The sequence below is a fragment of the Catellatospora sp. NPDC049111 genome (genome assembly GCF_040648615.1).
GTDB lineage: Bacteria > Actinomycetota > Actinomycetes > Mycobacteriales > Micromonosporaceae > Catellatospora > Catellatospora aurea.
In genome coordinates this window covers 50,232-67,970 of record NZ_JBEZEB010000005.1, presented here as the reverse complement: position 1 = coordinate 67,970, position 17,739 = coordinate 50,232, and the positions used below count along the sequence as shown (strand labels likewise).

The window sequence follows — 17,739 nt, the reverse complement described above, 5'->3', positions numbered from 1 at the left end:
CCGGGCCGCCCGCCCGCGGAGCGCGCGTCCTCCCGGCGCGTTCCGCGGGCGCCGACCGTCCAGCCGATCACTGGAGTCACCGATGAAACGTCCCCTGTCCCGGCGGCTGCGCCTGGTGCTCGCCGCCGCGACCGCCGCCGTCCTGCTTCCGCTGCCCGCCGCGCCCGCGGCGGCCGACTTCGACACCAGCCCCGTCCGGGTCAACCAGATCGGCTACCTCACCGGCGCTGACAAGATCGCCACGGTGGTCGCCACCGGCAGCGCGCGTGCCTGGCAGGTGCGCCAGGCTTCCGGCGGCGCGACCGTCGCCTCCGGCACCACCACCGTGTACGGCAGCGACCGCGCCTCCGGCGACACCGTGCAGCAGGCTGACTTCAGCGCCCTGAGCACGCCCGGCGACTACGTGCTGTGGGTCGACGGCGTCGGCACCAGCGTGCCGTTCACGATCTCGGCGTCCTCGCTCTACCCGGCCCTGGGCCGCGAGGCGATGCAGTACTTCTACTTCCACCGCATGGGTGCCGCCGTCGACGGCCAGTTCCTGCAGAACAGCGGGCACGCCCACGCCGCGCTGCACCCCGGCGACGAGTCGGTGCCCTGCTACAACAGCTGGTGCGGCAGCCAGCGGCTGAACGTGCGCTACTCCTGGGCCGACGCCGGCGACTTCGGCATCTACGCGGTCAACCACGCGGTGTCGGCGTGGACGCTGCTCAACCTGCTGGAGCGGGAGCCGGCCGCGTACGGCGACGGGTCGCTGCCGATCCCGGAGCGGGCCAACGGGCGGCCGGACATCCTGGACGAGGTCGAGTTCGGCTCGCGCTGGATGGCGGGCCTGCTGCCGTCGACCGGCCTGGCCTCGCACAAGGTGCACAACCACGCCTGGAGCGCGTTCCCGGTGACCTCGGTCGACGCCGAGAACGGGCTGGCCCGCTCGGCGATGGGGCCGTCGACGAACGCCACGTACGCGGTGGCGCGGACCAACGCGCAGCTCGCGCGGGTGCTGGCGCCGTACGACGCGTCGCGGGCGGCGACGCTGTGGGGCATCGCCAGGGACGCCTGGACCAGGGCCGAGGCGCAGCCGAACGTGGACTACAACACGACCTCCGACGCCGAGGGCGGCGGCGACTACGGCGACACGAAGAACAGCGACGACCGGTACGCGGCCGCCGCCGAGCTGTACCTGACCGCGCTCAAGCGCGGCGACTCGGCCGTGTCCGGCTACCGCACCGCGGTGACCGGCTCGCCGCACTACCGGGAGATGGGGCAGTTCGACTGGGCCGAGGTCGCCGCGACCGGCACCCTGTCGCTGGTCAGCGTGACCAACGACCTACCCGCCGCGGACCTGGCCACGATGCGCGGCAACGTGCGCTCCTTCGCGGACCAGATCGTCACGACGCTGCGGGGCGAGGGCTATCCGTCGCTGATCGGCGGCGCGTCGGCGTACCCGTGGGGCTCGAACTCGTTCATCGCCAACCGGATGCTGGTGCTCGGGGTGGCCTATGACGACTCCGGCAGCCTGACCTACCTCAAGGCGATGAACCGGGCCATGGACTACCTGATGGGCAACAACGCGATGCGCCTGTCGTACGTCACCGGCTACGGCGAATACGCCGAGACCGACCTGCACGACCGCTGGGCGTGGGGGAAGTATCCAGGGATCGCGTACCCGAAGGGCTGGCTGGCCGGCGGGCCGAACAACGAGCTGATCAACGACCCGGCCACGCCCACCGGCCGGCCGGCGGCCAAGTCGTACGCGGGCAAGAACACCGCGCCCGACGCGTGGGGCTCCAAGGAGAACACGGTCAACTGGAACGCCCCGCTGGTCTGGGTGGCCACCCACCTCGACCGCAACACGGCCGACCTGACCGGCGGCACGCCGCCGGTGGACGTCACGCCGCCGACCGTGCCGGGCAACCCACGGGTCACCGGCACGTCGGCGACCTCGATCTCGCTGGCCTGGGACGCGTCCACCGACAACGTCGGGGTCGTCGGCTACGACGTGTACCGCGGCACGGTCAAGGTGGGCACCCCGACCGGCACCTCCTATACCGACACCGGCCTTACCCCGTCCACGGCGTACACGTACACGGTGCGGGCGCGCGACGCGGGCGGCAACGTCTCGACGGCATCGTCGACGGTGACCGGGACGACCCAGGGCGGCGACGTGGTGCCGCCCGCGACACCGGCGAACCTGCGGGTCACCGCGACCGGCAGCGACACGGTCAGCATCGCCTGGGACGCGGTGCAGACGGCCGTGAGCTACGCGGTGCGGCGCGGCAGCGTGCAGGTCGCCGTGGTGACGGGCACGTCGTACACCGACACCGGGCTGAGCCCGAGCACGGCGTACACGTACACCGTGCAGGCCCGCAACGCCGCCGGTGACGCGTCGGCGTGGTCGAGTCCGATCATCGCGACCACGTCCGCGCCACCGGCTGGGGGCGGGCTGACCGTGCGGTACAAGAACAACGACGGCTCGCCGACCGACAACTCGATCCGGTTCGGGCTCCAGGTTGTCAACAGCGCAACGTCCTCGCTCGGGCTGACCACGGTCACCGCCCGCTACTACCTGACCCGTGACGGGTCGGCGGGTGTCACCGTGTACTGCGACTGGGCCCAGCTCGGCTGCGCGAACGTGCGTACCACCGTGGTGAGCCTGGCCACCCCGGTGAACGGGGCGGACACCTACGTCGAGGTCGCGTTCACCGGCGGCACGCTCGCCGCGGGCGCGTCTACCGGGGAGATCCAGCTGCGCCTGCACAAGGCCGACTGGAGTCCGTTCAACGAGGTCGGCGACTACAGCCGGGGCGCCAACACGGCGTTCGCGGACGCGCCCACCATCCCCGGGTATACCGGCGGCGTGCTCTCCTGGGGCACCCCGCCGGCGTGACCGGTCCGCCCGGGGCTCCCCCCGCCAGGGGAGCCCCGGGCACCTGCGTTCGCCGGTCCGTGCGGCGCGCTCGGTACGGGCCGCTGACCTGCATCTTTCCGGTGAATCACCGGTGCGGTAGGTTCGTTTTCCGGTCACAACCTCGCACAATGGACACGTTGCTGCCGGCCCGTCGGGGGCGGGCACGTGCCCTCGGGAGTGTTCATGCGGCTCCGAGCCCGCCGTACCGGCGTTGTCCTGACTGTCCTCGCCGCCGCGACGGCGGCCCTCGCCCCCGTCGGCGCGCCCGCCGCCGTGCTGTCCGCGGTCAACGCGGTCGTGGTGTGGAACCAGCACACCGAGGACACGATCCGCAACGCCGGCCCCTTCGTGCCGCACGTCGCCCTGATCAACCGCGCCATGGTGCACGGCGCCGTCTACGACGCGGTCAACGGCATCACCCGCACCCACCGGCCGTACCTGGTGCAGGTCGAAGCCCAGCCGGGCGACTCGGTGGACGCCGCCGCGGCCACCGCCGCGTTCCGTTTGCTGAAGCACCTGTTCCCGGCCCAGTCGGCGGCGTTGCAGATCAAGTACGACGCCGCGCTCGCGGCCGTGCCCGACGGGCCCGCCAAGCTGGGCGGCATCACCGACGGCGAGCAGGCCGCGACCGCGATGATCACGGCCCGCACCGGCGACGGGCGCGGCGGCCCGGCCGACGTGGTCATCGGCACCGAGCCGGGCCAGTGGCGGCCCACGCCGCCCGCGTTCGCGATAGACCCGGCGCCCTGGGCGGGCAACGTGAAACCTTTCCTGGTCCCCGACGTCGCGGCACTGCGCTCGGACGGACCCAACGCATTGACCAGTGCGGATTACGCCGAGGACTTCAACGAGGTCAAGTCGGTCGGTTCACGGACCAGTAACACGCGCACCGCGGACCAGACCGACGCCGCCCGCTGGTGGGCCGCGGTGCCGCAGGAGGCGATGCTGCGCGCGCTGGCCACCGGCCACAACCTGTCCGCCGCCGACAGCGCCCGCCTGTTCGCGCAGGTCGGAATGTCCACCGCGGACGCTGTGATCGCCTGCCACAACGACAAGGCGCACTGGAAGTCCTGGCGGCCGGTCACCGCTATCCACGAGGCCGCCGGCGACGGCAATCCGGCCACCGAGCCCGACCCGTCCTGGGTTCCGCTGCTGGACACCCCGCCCTGGTACGAGCACTCGTCCGGGCACTCCTGCAACATCTCCGCCTGGTCCTACGCGCTGACCGACTTCTTCGGCACCGACCAGGTCGCCTTCTCCGGCTTCAACGCGGTCACCGGCACCACCCGCAGCTTCACCCGCTTCTCCCAAGCCCGCAAGGAGATCATCGACGCCCGGGTGTGGGCGGGCATCCACTTCCGCACCGCCGACCACCACGGCGCGGTCATCGGTAAGAAGGTCGCCTTCTACGGGGCCAAGCACTACTTCCAGCCGGTGTCCTGAGCCGCGGCGTCACTCGCGGGGCCGGTTCTCCGCCGGCCCCATCGCCGCGGCCAGGTGGCGCGCGGTGTCGATCAGCGGCACGTGGCTGAATGCCTGCGGGAAGTTGCCCACCTGGCGGCGTGCGTCGGTGTCGTACTCCTCGGCCAGCAGGCCCACGTCGTTGCGCAGGGCGAGCAGCCGTTCGAACACCTCGCGGGCCTCGTCCACGCGCCCCATCAGGGCGTAGTTCTGGGCCAGCCAGAACGTGCAGGCCAGGAACGCGCCCTCGCCCGGCGGCAGGCCGTCCACCGCCGACCCGGGGTGCTGGGTGTAGCGCTGCACGAAGCCGTCGCGCATCAGCTCCCGCTCGATCGCGGCGACGGTGCCGCGCACCCGCTCGTCGGTCGCGGGCAGGAAGCCGACCAGCGGCATCATCAGCAGTGACGCGTCCAGCTCGCTGGACCCGTAGAACTGGGTGAACGTCTTGCGGCGCGGGTCGTAGCCCTGGTCGAGGATGTCGGCCCGGATCCGCCGGCACAGGTCGCGCCAGTGCTCCACCGGGCCGGTCTGGCCGAACTGCTCGGCGGCCTTGACCGCGCGGTCGGCGGCGACCCAGGCCATCAGCTTGGAGTGGGTGAACTGCCGCGCTCCGCCGCGGACCTCCCAGATGCCGTCGTCGGGCCGGGTCCAGTTCTCCGACACGAAGCTCATCAGCGCGCGCTGCAGGTCCCAGGTGTGCTGGTCGTACTCCAGCCCCGCCTTGCGGGCCTGGTGCAGCGCGTCCATGACCTCGCCGTACACGTCGAGCTGGAACTGCTCGGAGGCGGCGTTGCCGATGCGGACCGGGCTGCCGCAGTAGCCGGGCAGCCAGTCCGCGATGCGCTCGGTGAGCAGGCGCTCGCCCGCCACGCCGTACATGATCTGCAGCTGGGACGGGTCGCCCGCGATCGCTCGCAGCAGCCAGGCGCGCCAGGCCCGCGCCTCGTCGACGAACCCGGCGTACATCAGCGACTGCAGGGTGATGGTGGCGTCGCGCAGCCAGCAGTAGCGGTAGTCCCAGTTGCGCACCCCGCCCAGCTCCTCGGGCAGCGAGGTGGTCGCCGCCGCGACGATGCCGCCGGTCGGGCCGTAGGTGAGGCCCTTCAGGGTGAGCAGCGAGCGGATCACGGCTTCGCGCCACGGCCCGTCGTAGGTGCAGCCCGCGATCCACTCCTCCCAGTACGAGACGGTGCCCTCCAGGGCCACGATCGGGTCGACCGGGTGCGGCGTCGGCAGGTGCGACTCGCGCCAGGTCAGCACGAACGGGACGTGGAAGCCCGCGCCGACGCTGAAGTCGGCGACCGTGGCCAGGTTCTCCCCATGCAGCGCGACCGGGGTGCGCAGCCACACCGCGTCCGGCCCGGCGACGGCCACCGTGTCGGCGTCCATGCGGCGCACCCAGGGCACGACGTGCCCGTAGTCGAAGCGCAGCCGCAGGTCCATGCGCATCGGCACGCGGCCGTGCACGCCTTCGACGATGCGCACGACGTCGGCGGCCTCGCCGCGCGGCGGCATGAAGTCCACCAGCCGCACGGTGCCCTCGTCGGTGTCGAACTCCGTCTCCAGCACGAGGGTGTCCCCGCGGTAGCGCCGCCGGACGGCGCGCACCGGGGTCGCCGGGGCGATCTGCCAGCGGCCGTGCTCGGGGGTGCCGAGCAGCGCCGCGAAGATCGCGCCGGAGTCGAAGCGGGGCAGGCAGAGCCAGTCGATCGACCCGTCGTTGCCGACGAGCGCCGCGGTCTGGGTGTCGCCGATGACCGCGTAGTCCTCGATGCGCAGGGGCATGGCAACGACGGTACCCCGGTGGCGGCGCTCGAAACGGTTCCGATCCCGACTGGGTTCGCGCTCGTGTTTCGGCAGTTCATCAATGACTTGAGCGAATGCTCAAAAGGCCCTATCCTCTGTCTTGAGCGAGTGCTCAAACAGCCTCGCCGCCCCTCCTCGACTCCGGAGAATGCCATGAGCCAGCTGCCCGCGCAGCCCGCCTCGACGGATCCCGACGCCAGGCCGACCGCGCTCCCCGATCAGGACGGCGTCAGCACCCCCGCCGTGCCCGCGCCGCGCCGCGGTACTCTCCGGTGGGTGATCGCGGGAGGCGCCGCACTGCTCGTGGCCGCGGTGACCGTCGGCGCGGTGCGGCTCGGTGGGGCCGCCACCGGCCCAGCCGCGCCGTCACCCGGCACCGGACCCGCCGACCTGCAGATCGCCGCCGCCGACCCGCCGGTCGCCCCGATCGCGTTCACCGCCACGCCGCCCACCGAGGCGCCGGTCTCCTTCGACCCGCTGGTGCGCATTGCCCGCTTCGGTCGGCTGCCTGCGGGCATGGTGCCCCGGACCACCATCGTGCAGGCGGGGGAGCAGGGTGGATACACGATCGAGGCCGGGTTGCCCAACCGCAGCATCGGCGCGCAGGTGGCCGTCACCTTCTTCCCGCGCGGTGCCGCGCCCCACCGCGCGTGCCTGCCCGGCACGAACCTGGTCCGCACCGGACCCGGGACGACCCCCGCCCCGGCCGGCACGCCGGCGCCGTCTCTGTACGGCAAGCCCGCGAAACTGGTCGACGGGCGGCTGCGCTGGGAGTACGCGCCCGGCGCGTGGGCCGAGGCGGTCGGCAAGGACCTGGCCGAGCGGGCCGGTGACGATCCGGCCGCGAACCTGCCCGCTCTGGCCGAGATCGTCAGGGATCTGCGCTACGGCGTCGAGTCGCTGCGCTTCCCGGTGGTGCTCGGCGGCGTGCCGAAGGGTCTGCCGCTGGCCGCGGCCTCGGTGACCGAGCGCTCGAAGACGGGGTGGAGCAGCGTCCTGGTCTTCACTGCCGAGCCGTACTGCGGAGGTGAGCACCCGTTCCCGCAGTCGACGCTTTCCCTGCGGGCCGAGGCGATCGTCCCCGGCTACGGCTGGACCGGCGACCAGGGCAATACCACCATTGACGGTCACCGAGCGTTCAAGCAGGAGATGCCGACCGGTGGAGCCGAGCTCGCCGTGTACGACAATCCCGGCCCGTTCGTCGCCCTGGCCACGAGCGATGCGGAGACCACACGGCTGGCCGGCGGCGACGGGCTGGTGAACCTCTACCGACGGGTCCAAGTGCTCGGCACCAGCAACCTGGCGGGCCTAGCCGAGCCCGCCGACCAGAGCGGCTGGACCACCGACCCGGTCCGCTGACCGCGGCACCGGGCCGCCTGTCAGCGGACCGGTGTCAGCAGGACCACGCGGGAGTCCACGTTGAGCACATGCCCGCCGCCCAGTGTGGACAGCGGGTCGGGCCAGTGCACGTGGCCGCAGACGGTCAGCGGCGGCGCGGCCCGGCGCACCCGCTCGCCGAGCACGGCGTTGCCGAGCTGGTCCGGCCGCGCACCGGCCGGGCCTTCGTGCAGTACGAGCAGGTCGGGTGCTGTGGCGAGGGCGCGGGCGAGGCGGGCGAGCTGGTCGCGTTCGGCGCGTCGGCCCGGCCGGGCGGGGTCGCCGATGATGCCGCTCACCCCGGCGAAACGCACGCCCGCGTGCACGACCGCGTCGCCGTCGAGCGGCACCGGGGCCGGATCGAGACCGGCCAGATCGGACGGCGCGAGCACGTCGTGGTTGCCGAGGACCCCGGTGACGAGTCGGCATCCGGCGGCGGCGAAGGCGAGCCAGACGTCGGCGACGTCACCGCTCGCGCCGCGTACGTCGGCGGTCGGTGCGGAGTAGAGGTCACCGGCGAGCACCACGGCGAGCCGGTCCGGCGGCGGCACGAGACCTTGCTCGGCCCAGCCGGCCAGTTGCTCGGCGAGCGCGACCCCGAGCAGCACGGATGCGCCTTGGAGCGGCGACGGGGCGACGCCCTGCAGGTCACCGGCGACGAGAACGGCATCGCAGCCGTCGGGCACCCGGGTGACGGCGAGCCGGTGCACGGGCAGCCGCACCGACTCGGTGCCGCCGCCCGACCGGGCCTGCCGGTAGGCCAGACCTGTCACGGTCGTCAGCTCGTCTCCGGTCACCTGCATCGCCTGACCGTAGCGGGCGCAGGGACCGGGGGCACACCTGCCGGAACGCTTACATCTATTTTGATGTGGCCACATCAAAATAGATGTAACCGCCGCACGCAGGTGTTGTCGCCGCAGTGAACCGCCCCGGTTCGCCGGAGTCGGCGGCGTCGGGTGGCCACTCGCGTCGCGGGGTTCTGCGGCACGCCGACGCTGCGCGGCGGCCGGCGGCACGACACGGCGCGGTGTGAGCTCGCGCGCCGCGTGAGAGACTGCGGCGCGTGACCATTACCTCGGCCGTCGTCTCGTTCGCCCTCGTCGCCGGAGTGCTCACGATCATCCCCGGGGTGGACACGGCGCTGGTGCTGCGCGTCGCGGTGGCCCGAGGACGCGGGCACGCGTACGCCACCGCCGCGGGCATCTGCACCGGCGCGCTGGTCTGGGGTGCCGCCGCGGCCGCCGGAGTCTCCGCGCTCCTGTTGGCCAGCACCACCGCGTACACCGTCATGCGGGTGGCAGGCGGGATCTACCTGGTCGTCATCGGCACCCTCATGCTGCGTGACGCCTGGCGCGCCCGCCGCACCGCAACCGCCGAGCCGGCCCCCGCCGCCGTGCCGCCGCCGCCCGCGACCGGCTCGGCCTGGCGCGCCTTCGGCACCGGCGCCCTGACCAACCTCCTCAACCCCAAGGTCGGCCTCTTCTACGTCGCGATGCTCCCGCAGTTCCTGCCCGACGACGTCGCCGCCCTCCCCATGGGCCTCCTACTGGCCCTGGTCCACGACCTCGAAGCGATGCTCTGGTTCGCCCTGCTCATCGGCGGCATCGACCTCGCCCGCCGCTGGTGGACCGGCGACACCGCCACCCCCGCCCGCCTCCGCCGCCTCACCGACGCCCTAGCCGGCACCCTCCTGATCTCCCTAGGCCTCCGCCTAACCACCGACCGCTAAAAGGAAGGGCACCTTCTTAACGGATTCCGTAGAGGAAGGGCACCTTCCTAACACCGGATGCGGCGCGGGCTGCCGCATCGTGGCGGCGGCCGCGGGGTGAGAATGGAACGGTGCTGAAGGCCTCGTCGCTGGTTCGCCCCGCGCTGATCGTGCTGCTGGTCATCGCGGTGCTGGTGACCGCGCTGTGGCTGCTGCAGCGACGGCTGATCTTCCTGCCGGACACCGCGCACCCCGGCCCCGCCGACCGGACGATTCCCGGCGCGCAGGACGTCACCCTGCACACCGCCGACGGATTGGCGCTGACCGCGTGGCTGGTGCCGCCGACCGGCCCGGACCGCGACCTGACCGTGCTCGTCGCCGGCGGCAACGCGGGCAACCGCGCCGACCGGGCCCCGGTCGCGCGGGCGCTGTCCGCCCGCGGGTTCACCGTGCTGCTCATGGACTATCGCGGGTACGGCGGCAACCCCGGCAGCCCGAGCGAGACCGGCCTGGCGCTGGACGTCCGTGCGGCATACCGCCACCTCGTGGACGAGGCCAAGAAACGCCCGGATCGGATCATCTACTTCGGAGAGAGCCTGGGCTGCGCCGCCGTCACCGGTCTGGCCGTCGAGCACCCGCCCGCCGGGCTGCTGCTGCGCTCGCCTTTCACGGACCTGGCGGCGACCGCCGCCGAGCACTACCCGTTCCTGCCGGTACGCCTCATGCTGCGCGACCGGTTCCCGGTGGCCGAGCAGATCGCGGGCATCGCCGTGCCTACCGCCGTGGTCTACGGCACCGAGGACTCGATCGTGCCCGCGGAGCAGAGCCTCGCGGTCGCGAAGGCCGCGGCCGGCGCGGTGGAGATCACGCCGGTCGAAGGGGCGGACCACAACGACGCGGTGCTGTTCGAAGGGCACGAGCTGATGGCCGCCGTCGACCGCCTCGCCGACCGGATCGACGGCGCTTCCTGACCGGCACATCAGGCGCGGCGAGGTGCGCGGGCCGGATACGGTTCTGGGCCGATGCCGGCGGTTGGCGAGGGAGCGGTCATGGCATGGTGGCGCAAGCGTGACATCACCGAACGGGCCTTCGTGATGTACGTCAAGGACAAGGACAATTACCAGCCGTACTATGCGGCCACCTGCGAGTGCGGCTGGTGCGGGGAGGCTCGGCCGGACGAGCCGGGGGCCAGGGAGGCCGCTTTCGCCGACGTGCACGCTCACGCCGCGGTCCACGCGGAGATCTTCCCCATCGAGGTGCTGCCGGACGTGGAGTATCCACTCGACGGGCCGTGACACGGCGCCCGCCTGCGGCGGAGTAGGCGAGCCACAGGCATCTGCTGTCACGTTCACCTCCTTGCCGACGCGGCCTTCCGACCACGCGGAGACTCATCGGACGACAGGGAAAGGGATCGGCTCCCGTCCGGTGTCGAAGCCCAACGCCCTGGCCCACCGGCCGAGGCGGCCGTCGCCGCGGGTCGTGACCAGGCTGGGGCTCGCCCAGTTGGCGTTGTCGTCCAGCCAGCGCAGCGCCTGCCACGCGGAACGGACCTGCAGGGCGACCAGCCACGAGGGCAGCTGCGGGCCGTCCAGCGACAGTGCGCCGTCCGGCGCCGCCGGCAGCGCCAGGGTCAGGTCAAGACCGTCCCGACCCCGGGCGGCCAGGGTCCGAGCGATCACTTCGTGTTCGGCTTCGGCTTCGGCCAGCCAGCTGCGGGCGTCGAAGTCCTGTGGCAGTGACGACGCCGTCTGCCGCCTGGCCCACCAGGCCCGCAGTGCGGGGCCGGGCTCCGGATACAGGATGCGGGCCGGCGTCTGCGCGAGTAGACCGCACGGGTACTCGTCGATCCCGTCGCGGCCGCGCAGCACCGACGGTTTTATCAGGATCACCGCAGGCCACGGCTGCAGGGCTGCCTGGCGTTCGGCGATGTGCGCGGCAACGGCCCGCCACGCCAAGAATCGCCCGGAGATCACGTCACGGCCGACGTTGATCGAGGTGCCCAGGGGTGTTATCTCCGTTCCGGCCCGAACGGGGACGAACTCCCAGCCGAGCGTCTCGGCCAACAGGCCGGCGGTGACGCTGGCGCTGTAGAGGTTGCCGATCACGAGAATGGGACGCTCCTGGGCCGACTGCCACGGCGCCGCCCCGGCGGGCCGGGGCACCCCGCCGACGACATCCTGGACCAGCAGGTGTGCCGCGGCCGGACGCCACAGCGTGGTGCCGGGCTCACCCTGCCACGTGTGCTGGCCGGCATCGCGTAGCACGCTGTGCACCAACGCCCGCAACTCCAGGTTGACCGCCCAGTAGTCCTCGTCCTGCCTGCGTGCGTGTTCCTGCGGGCGCCACTGCATGCCCTCGGACTCGGCCAGCCGACGCAGGTCGTCGGCGGGCAGGGGGCGCATCCCGGCTCGCAGACGGAATTCCGCAACGACGTGCGTGACCATCGGCAGCGGCCCGGCCGCCTGGACCGTCGAGAGCTCCACCGTGAACCGGGTGCCGCCCTCCGGATGACGGAGTACGGCGTCAGCGGCGAGCATCGGCGCCCGGGCATTCATCGATGCCTGCGCGGTCACCTCTCGCACCTGCGGCTCCAACCTGGACAGGGTGACCGCCATCGCCTGTAACTGCCGGGCCACCGACTCCGGCTCGGAGCCCAGCACGTCACCGGCGCTGAGCCAGCCGAGGTCCAGATAGAGCATGGTGACGGGCACCCCGGCCAGGGCCGCGAAATCGCGTACCCACTCCATGCTGGGGCAGCGCTCGCCGCTGGCGTACTTCTTCACCGTGCCTGCCCCCACCCGCGGGATGCGGTCGGCGACGAAGCGGAACGTCGCATCGCCGGCGGGCAAGCCCAGGCTGGTCAGACCGCGGTTCACCGCGGTCGTGATCTGCGTTGCCGCAGGCTGCACCGTCCGCCGGTCTGCCATCGCACCGTCCTTGCTTGTCCGGCCCTGTACGGAGTTCTCCCCACCTGCTTCGCGTGTACCGCCCCGGGCGATGTCCTGGCTGCGCCATGCCACGAGCGGAAGGGAGGAAGACATGCGTCATCACATCATGCGCGGTACCGGGCGGACCTACGGTCCTGAGGACCCGGACTGACACCGTTGCGACGAGGGCGGCCACCGAACGGGCTAACCCGACCGGGTGGCCGCCGTGTCTACATCGGTCGACGCCCGGCGGTACCGACCGGCGGAAAAACAGGTACAGCCGGAGCATGTGTCCGGCCCCGTGCCGCGAACACACTGTGGTCCCCGACCGACGGCGCAGATGCAGACGCACTGTCCGCCGGACCCGACCGTCCAGCGGTCTGACGCTGAGGAGCCGTCTGTGGAATCGAGGACGTGCCCGCCGACCAGCCACGGCGGTGACCGTGCCGTGGCGTGACTCCCGGCGCGGCCGCCAGCGACTGTCGATTCTCTGGGGCGCGCTTTTGATCACCGTGGTGGTCGTGGTCTCGGGGGGCGAGTTCCTGTGGCTCACCCGCGACGGCGGCGATCAGGGCTGGCGGTTCTGGGGAGCTATCTGGGTCTCGGCCAGCGTCGTGATCACCAGCGTTCTGCTCGGGTTGGTGCTGCTCGGTTCCTACCGGCCGCGCCCCTGGAGCGAATGGACGATCGCGATAGGGCTCGGCGTCGGCACGGGCTACTTCGCGCTGACGATGGCCGTGCCGCTGTCGGGCATGCCCGCCGCCCTGCCGTTGGCAGCCGGGGTCGCCGTGGCGGGCACAGTTGTGATCCGGCGCGACCTTTCGCGCCGTATTCGGAGCATGCTTGAGAACAATGTGCGGACACTGGACGACGAGGAGCATGCCGAAAGAGCCATCGTCGACAGCGAGGCGATCCTGGCCCGGCCGGGCCTCAGCCTCAAAAGCCGCCGCAATGCCGAGTTGAACCTGGCTCGCGGCCTGGTGGCCAGGAGCCTGCACGGCGGCAGGCCCGACGCGATCGTCCGCGCGACGGACATCCTGCGCCGGTGGCTGAATGATCCTGGGCTCGACGCTCAGCAGGCCATGGCCGCGGCACAAGAGCTGGTGCAGGCCATGAGTCGCAAAGCCGACATCCTCGGCGACCTCACCGGGTATGCCGAGGCACTGGACCTGCTGGCAGCGGTAGCCGGGCGGATGCCGGCCGACAACCAGGCGGAGATCTTCGTGCGCCGTGCGCGCATGCTGTACTTTCTCACGCTGGCGGGCCGGGCCGACTCGGCAGTCGAGCGTGCGAGCATGGCCGATGCGGCCGTCACCGAGGCGCGAGCCGCCGTCGAGGTCACCCCGGGCTACCGGTCGCTGCGGCCTGGCCTGTACATCGACCTCGCCGTCTGCCTGAACATCCGGATGAAGGACCTCGACGATCTCGACGAGGCCGAGGACTGGTGCCGCAAGGCGCAGCGGCTTACCCGCTGGCGCCGCCGTGACCGGGCTGCGGTCGACGTGGTCCTGGCCGATCTGCTGCTAAGCGGCACCCAGGAGCTCCGCAACCTCGATCCGGACGGATACGACAGCGACATCAGACAGCTGGTCATCGAGGGTGTCATCGAAGCGATCTGGTTGAGCATCCGTGCCATCCGCACCACCGACGGGTACCGACGCTTCCAGGCCAGGTGGACTCTGGCCCGCGCGTTGACCAGGGCCAATGGCTACACCGACGGGCCTGCGGACGAGTTGGTCGCTGACGCCTGGCGTGAGGCTGCCGACGACGCGGCCCGCTACTCGCTCGTCTCCATGCTCGAAGTCGGCGCGGGTTGGATGGGCTGGGCGACGACCACCGGTAACCCGGGGGTGTGCGTCGCCGCATGCAGGCAGTTGATGCGTGTCGTCCCGGAGATCGTTTCACTCCGCTACCTGCCTGAGGAACGCGAGCGGGTGCTGGCACAGGTGCAGGAGATCACCGCCGAGGCCGGTTATTGGCTGCTGCTGGCGGGGCACCCCCGCGAGGCCGTGACCGCACTGGAACTGGGCCGCGCGGTGGCGGCCAGCGACGCGATCGCGCTGGGCCGCGCCGATGTCGCGCATGAACTGGCCCGCCGCGGCCGCAGCGACCTTTCCCAGCGCTTCCCGCACGCCCTGGCCGTGCTGCGCGGGACAGTTGGCGCCCCGGTGGACCCGTACGTCCACCCCGCCCAGCGGGCCGGGGCGGACCTCGCCTTGGTGCGCCGTGAGCTGGGCGAGTTCGACGTGCACTACGCCACGGTCGCGGCCGCCGCGGCAGACGGTCCGCTGGTCTACCTCGCCGCCACGGAGGAGTACGGCTACGCCATCATCGTCGAGCACGCCGACGCGGAGCCCACATCGATGGTTCTCGGATCCTTCAGTCACAGCCGACTGCGTGAGCGGGCCGACCGCTTCTACGCCGCGCCAGGGCCGGACCAGTCTCAGCGGGAGATCGTCACCGCGCTGCTGCGCTGGCTTTGGGAGAACGGCATTGCCGAGCTCACCGCTAGGCTGCCCGCCGGTGCGATGGTGACCCTCGTGCCGATGGGTGTGTTCGCGCTGCTTCCTGTACACGCGGCCGGCGGCCCGGCCCGGCCTGGCCTCGCTGCGGCCGACTGGAACTTCATGCTCGACCGCGTCCAGGTCCGCTATGCTCCTAACGCCCGGATCCTCACCGAGGCGCGACGCCGAGCTGTCGACTGCGAGCGCGCTCCGCTGACTCTGCTCGCGATGGACGCCCCCGACGCCATCTCAGCCAAGCCGCTGCGGTACACACGCCACGAGCTGGACTTCATCATGAAGTGCTGGGAGGACACCGGCGGCTCCGGTGCGCGGCTCGAGGATGCCACCAGTTCCGCGGTGCTGCGCGCCCTGCCCAGCCACAGCGTCTGGCACTGGGCCTGCCACGCCGTGTCGCGCCCCGACGACGTCGGACGCAGTGCCCTACACCTGGTCGGCGGGCAGCTGTACCTGGCAGACCTGCTGCGCGTGCCGCCGTCACCGCGTCGGATGGCCGTGCTGTCGGCCTGCGACAGCCATCGAGTGGGACGGCTGCTGCCAGATGAGGCCGTGAGTCTGCCCACCGCGCTGCTGCAGGCGGGCGTGGCCGGGGTGGTGGCGACGCAGTGGCCCGCCCATGACTCGGCTACCGCGTTCCTCGTCGCCAAGTTCTACGATCTTTGGCGCCGCCACGGCATGGCACCGAGCGTCGCGCTGAACACGGCGCAGCAGTGGCTACGTCGCGCCGACGCCATTCAGTTGAACGAGCTGCTGCCCGGCATCCACACGCTGCCCTACGATCCCGACCGCTCCTCGGAGGCGATCCGCCTGTGGGAGCGCGAGCGGCCCTACGACCATCCGTTCCGCTGGGCACTGTACGCGTTCACCGGTGCCTGAACCCCATGGAGGACTTTTGTCGATGTCGATCACGATTGTGGTTCCCGGCCATGCCGATCTGGCCCTGGCCGACGACCTGGCCGTGGAGCTGGGGACGTACCCGCGAGTCGAGGGCACTGCCGACGAGCGGACCATCGACCTCACCGTGACGGCCATCGTCTTCTACACGGCCGTGCAGATCTTCCTCAGCTCCATGCTGCAGCAGTTCGGCATTGACGCGGCTGCGCGCCTGACCAGGGTGTTCGAGCGGCTGCGCCGGCGGGTGCCCGCGCCGGAGACCGAGGTGCGGCTGGTGGACGAGGCCAACCTGATCACGTTCGTGGTGGGCGAGGACGCCTGCCGAGATCCGCGCGCGATGGTGAGCCTGCTGCGGATGGAGCGCGAGATCATCCTGCCCGGGGTGGAGTTGCGCTGGGATTCCGGCGCGGGCCGGTGGACCGGCCGCGGCCGAGGTGAGGTCAGTCGGTCCGCACCTGCATGACCTTGCCCGCCAGGGTGCAGGTCGGCACCCCGGCGGTCCGGCTGCGGGCCGCCGTCCGCTGGCAGCGGCCGATCGGGCAGTGGTAGACCTCGGCCAGCACCGGTGCTCCAGGCGCCCAGCCGGGCATGGCGCGGTTGTGGTCGTCGAGCAGGTGGCTCATCAGCGACTCCAGTTCGGCGGCTCGCGCCGCGTCGCGCGGCGACGGCCCGGTGGTCGCCGCCGCGTTGACCAGTTCGGCCAGCCGCTGTGCGGAGGACGCACCGGTTGCCAGGCTGCGCAGGGCGACCAGGTTGGCGCAGAGCGTGGCCCGCCAGTCGGCAGGACCCGCGTCGGCGCGATCCGGCCCGGCCGGGGCAGGTTCCGCCACCAGGTGTCGGACCGCAGGGCCGACACCCTCGGGGTTCGGTGTCGCGGCTTGCTGCGACGACCGTGGTGTCTGCGGCGGTCCCGGTGCGCGGAACGGCTCGCTCCCGCTCTCGTCCGCGTGAAGGTAGAGGTGGGCCGCGCGGGCAGCCAGACGCAGAAACCAGCCGCGGTCCTCGTCGCGGGTGGACGGGCGCCCGCTCATGGTGAGTGACCACGCGATCAGCGAGAGGCGGGTCTGCGCACGCCACTCGTCGATCAGCGACCCTGCCCAGGCTTCCCCGGTGGCGTGCACGCTCACCACCAGGCGACCCAACCAGGCGGGGACGGCACCAATGACGCCGGTGGCCGGTCGCAGCAGCAACGCCAGGAGCGACTCGCGGGCCGGGTCGTTCAGTCCGCCCAGCGACCGGGCGACCGCGTGCAGCACGAGATAGACCGGGTCACTGGTCAGCGGTGCCATGGAGTCGTACTTCATCAGGTCGATGAGCCGGAAGTCGTCAACGGACACCGTCGGGCGCACCCGGACCAGGATGTTGTCCATGTGCAGGTCGCCGTGCGCCTTGCCCAGCAGCGCGCCGATGCGGCTGCCGCCGGTCATCGCCGGGTCGGTGACCAGCCGCAGCGGGTTGGTCAGCGGCGACTTCTCATCAGGTACCACCATGGTGTGGCCGGTCCAGGCCGACCGCAGGGCGTATAGTTCCCCGCCGGGGTCGAGCCGGGCCTTCAGGTGCAACGCGGCGAACTGCGGTACGGTCATCGCCGCGGGGTGGGTCACGAGCGCCCACTCCGACAGGACCGACCGCACGATCGCGGCCGCCGTGGTCGCGAACAGGTCGGCGTCGCCGCCGGTGCGGGCGTCGTCGAACAGCGCCCCCAGCACGTCCAGATCGCCCAACCCCACCTCGGTCGGGTTGCCGGTGGCCAGCTCCTGGAACGAGAACCACAGCTCGCCATGGCCCCGCTGTGGTTCACGCACCGGCCGGACCAGGTGGCGGCGGGCGAATTCGGGGCTCTCGTGCACCGCCCGCTGCTGCTGCAGATGCTCGCCGCGCAGGTTGGCCGCGTCCCGCACCCGGTCGAGTTTGAGGATCACCTTGCGCGCGCCCTCGTAGCGCTGATGCTCCAGCACGGCGCAGACGACCGCTCCCGATCGGCCGTGCGGGAAGCGTCGGCTCAGCCTGAACGTGTAACCGCCGTTCATGGCCCACTCGCGCAGTTCCTGCGCCGCCTCCGGGGGCAGGATCCTGGCCAGCTCAGGATCGACAGGCTCGAAGTCGTCGCCGTTCAGTGTGGTCGTCACCGTTCCTCCG

12 protein-coding genes are annotated in these 17,739 nt (G+C 71.9%); 8 read left to right on the top strand and 4 right to left on the bottom strand.

Annotated features, from left to right (window positions below):
• The first annotated feature begins 82 nt into the window (after window positions 1-82).
• On the top strand, window positions 83-2,884 hold the full coding sequence (locus AB0B66_RS09250; protein WP_360525421.1) for a glycoside hydrolase family 9 protein: 2,802 nt from the start codon (window positions 83-85) through the stop codon (window positions 2,882-2,884).
• Window positions 2,885-3,088: 204 nt separating this feature from the next.
• The gene (locus AB0B66_RS09245) at window positions 3,089-4,348 is read left to right on the top strand and encodes a vanadium-dependent haloperoxidase (RefSeq protein WP_360525418.1); all 1,260 of its coding nucleotides are present in this window, start codon (window positions 3,089-3,091) and stop codon (window positions 4,346-4,348) included.
• Between the two features lie 9 nt (window positions 4,349-4,357).
• Here AB0B66_RS09245 and AB0B66_RS09240 read toward each other — a convergent pair whose 3' ends face one another.
• Window positions 4,358-6,151 carry a glycoside hydrolase family 15 protein gene (locus AB0B66_RS09240; RefSeq protein ID WP_360525415.1) on the bottom strand — a complete coding sequence of 598 codons (1,794 nt, stop codon included), beginning with the start codon at window positions 6,149-6,151 and terminating at the stop codon, window positions 4,358-4,360.
• 174 nt (window positions 6,152-6,325) lie between these two features.
• Here AB0B66_RS09240 and AB0B66_RS09235 point away from each other — a divergent pair, with 174 nt between their 5' ends.
• A complete protein-coding gene (locus tag AB0B66_RS09235) occupies window positions 6,326-7,531 on the top strand; it encodes a hypothetical protein (RefSeq protein WP_360525412.1) in 1,206 nt (401 codons plus the stop codon).
• Window positions 7,532-7,551: 20 nt separating this feature from the next.
• On the opposite strand, the gene AB0B66_RS09230 is transcribed toward AB0B66_RS09235, so the two are convergent.
• The gene (locus tag AB0B66_RS09230; RefSeq protein WP_360525409.1) at window positions 7,552-8,352 is read right to left on the bottom strand and encodes a metallophosphoesterase; all 801 of its coding nucleotides are present in this window, start codon (window positions 8,350-8,352) and stop codon (window positions 7,552-7,554) included.
• A 260-nt stretch (window positions 8,353-8,612) separates the two neighbouring features.
• On the opposite strand from AB0B66_RS09230, the gene AB0B66_RS09225 reads away from it, so the two are divergent.
• The 3 genes from AB0B66_RS09225 to AB0B66_RS09215 all read left to right on the top strand — a co-directional run bounded on the left by AB0B66_RS09225 (window position 8,613) and on the right by AB0B66_RS09215 (window position 10,552).
• Window positions 8,613-9,278 (top strand): LysE family translocator, encoded by a 666-nt coding sequence (locus AB0B66_RS09225; RefSeq protein ID WP_360525406.1) that lies wholly within the window; start codon window positions 8,613-8,615, stop codon window positions 9,276-9,278.
• 110 nt (window positions 9,279-9,388) lie between these two features.
• A complete protein-coding gene (locus AB0B66_RS09220; RefSeq protein WP_360525403.1) occupies window positions 9,389-10,228 on the top strand; it encodes an alpha/beta fold hydrolase in 840 nt (279 codons plus the stop codon).
• A gap of 78 nt (window positions 10,229-10,306) precedes the next feature.
• Complete coding sequence (locus AB0B66_RS09215; RefSeq protein WP_360525400.1) at window positions 10,307-10,552, top strand: hypothetical protein; 246 nt, start codon at window positions 10,307-10,309, stop codon at window positions 10,550-10,552.
• A gap of 93 nt (window positions 10,553-10,645) precedes the next feature.
• Here AB0B66_RS09215 and AB0B66_RS09210 read toward each other — a convergent pair whose 3' ends face one another.
• The gene (locus AB0B66_RS09210) at window positions 10,646-12,184 is read right to left on the bottom strand and encodes a hypothetical protein (protein WP_360525397.1); all 1,539 of its coding nucleotides are present in this window, start codon (window positions 12,182-12,184) and stop codon (window positions 10,646-10,648) included.
• Between the two features lie 443 nt (window positions 12,185-12,627).
• Here AB0B66_RS09210 and AB0B66_RS09205 point away from each other — a divergent pair, with 443 nt between their 5' ends.
• Both AB0B66_RS09205 and AB0B66_RS09200 read left to right on the top strand, forming a co-directional pair.
• Window positions 12,628-15,582, top strand: coding sequence for a CHAT domain-containing protein (locus AB0B66_RS09205; protein WP_360525394.1), 2,955 nt, complete (start codon window positions 12,628-12,630; stop codon window positions 15,580-15,582).
• 22 nt (window positions 15,583-15,604) lie between these two features.
• Window positions 15,605-16,063: a hypothetical protein gene (locus AB0B66_RS09200; protein WP_360525391.1), complete on the top strand. Its 459-nt coding sequence runs from the start codon at window positions 15,605-15,607 to the stop codon at window positions 16,061-16,063.
• Here AB0B66_RS09200 and AB0B66_RS09195 read toward each other — a convergent pair.
• Entirely contained in the window at window positions 16,041-17,729 is a 1,689-nt protein-coding gene (locus AB0B66_RS09195) for a hypothetical protein (RefSeq protein WP_360525388.1), read from the bottom strand. The two genes, AB0B66_RS09200 and AB0B66_RS09195, sit on opposite strands and share 23 nt — an antisense overlap.
• Between the last annotated feature and the right edge of the window lie 10 nt (window positions 17,730-17,739).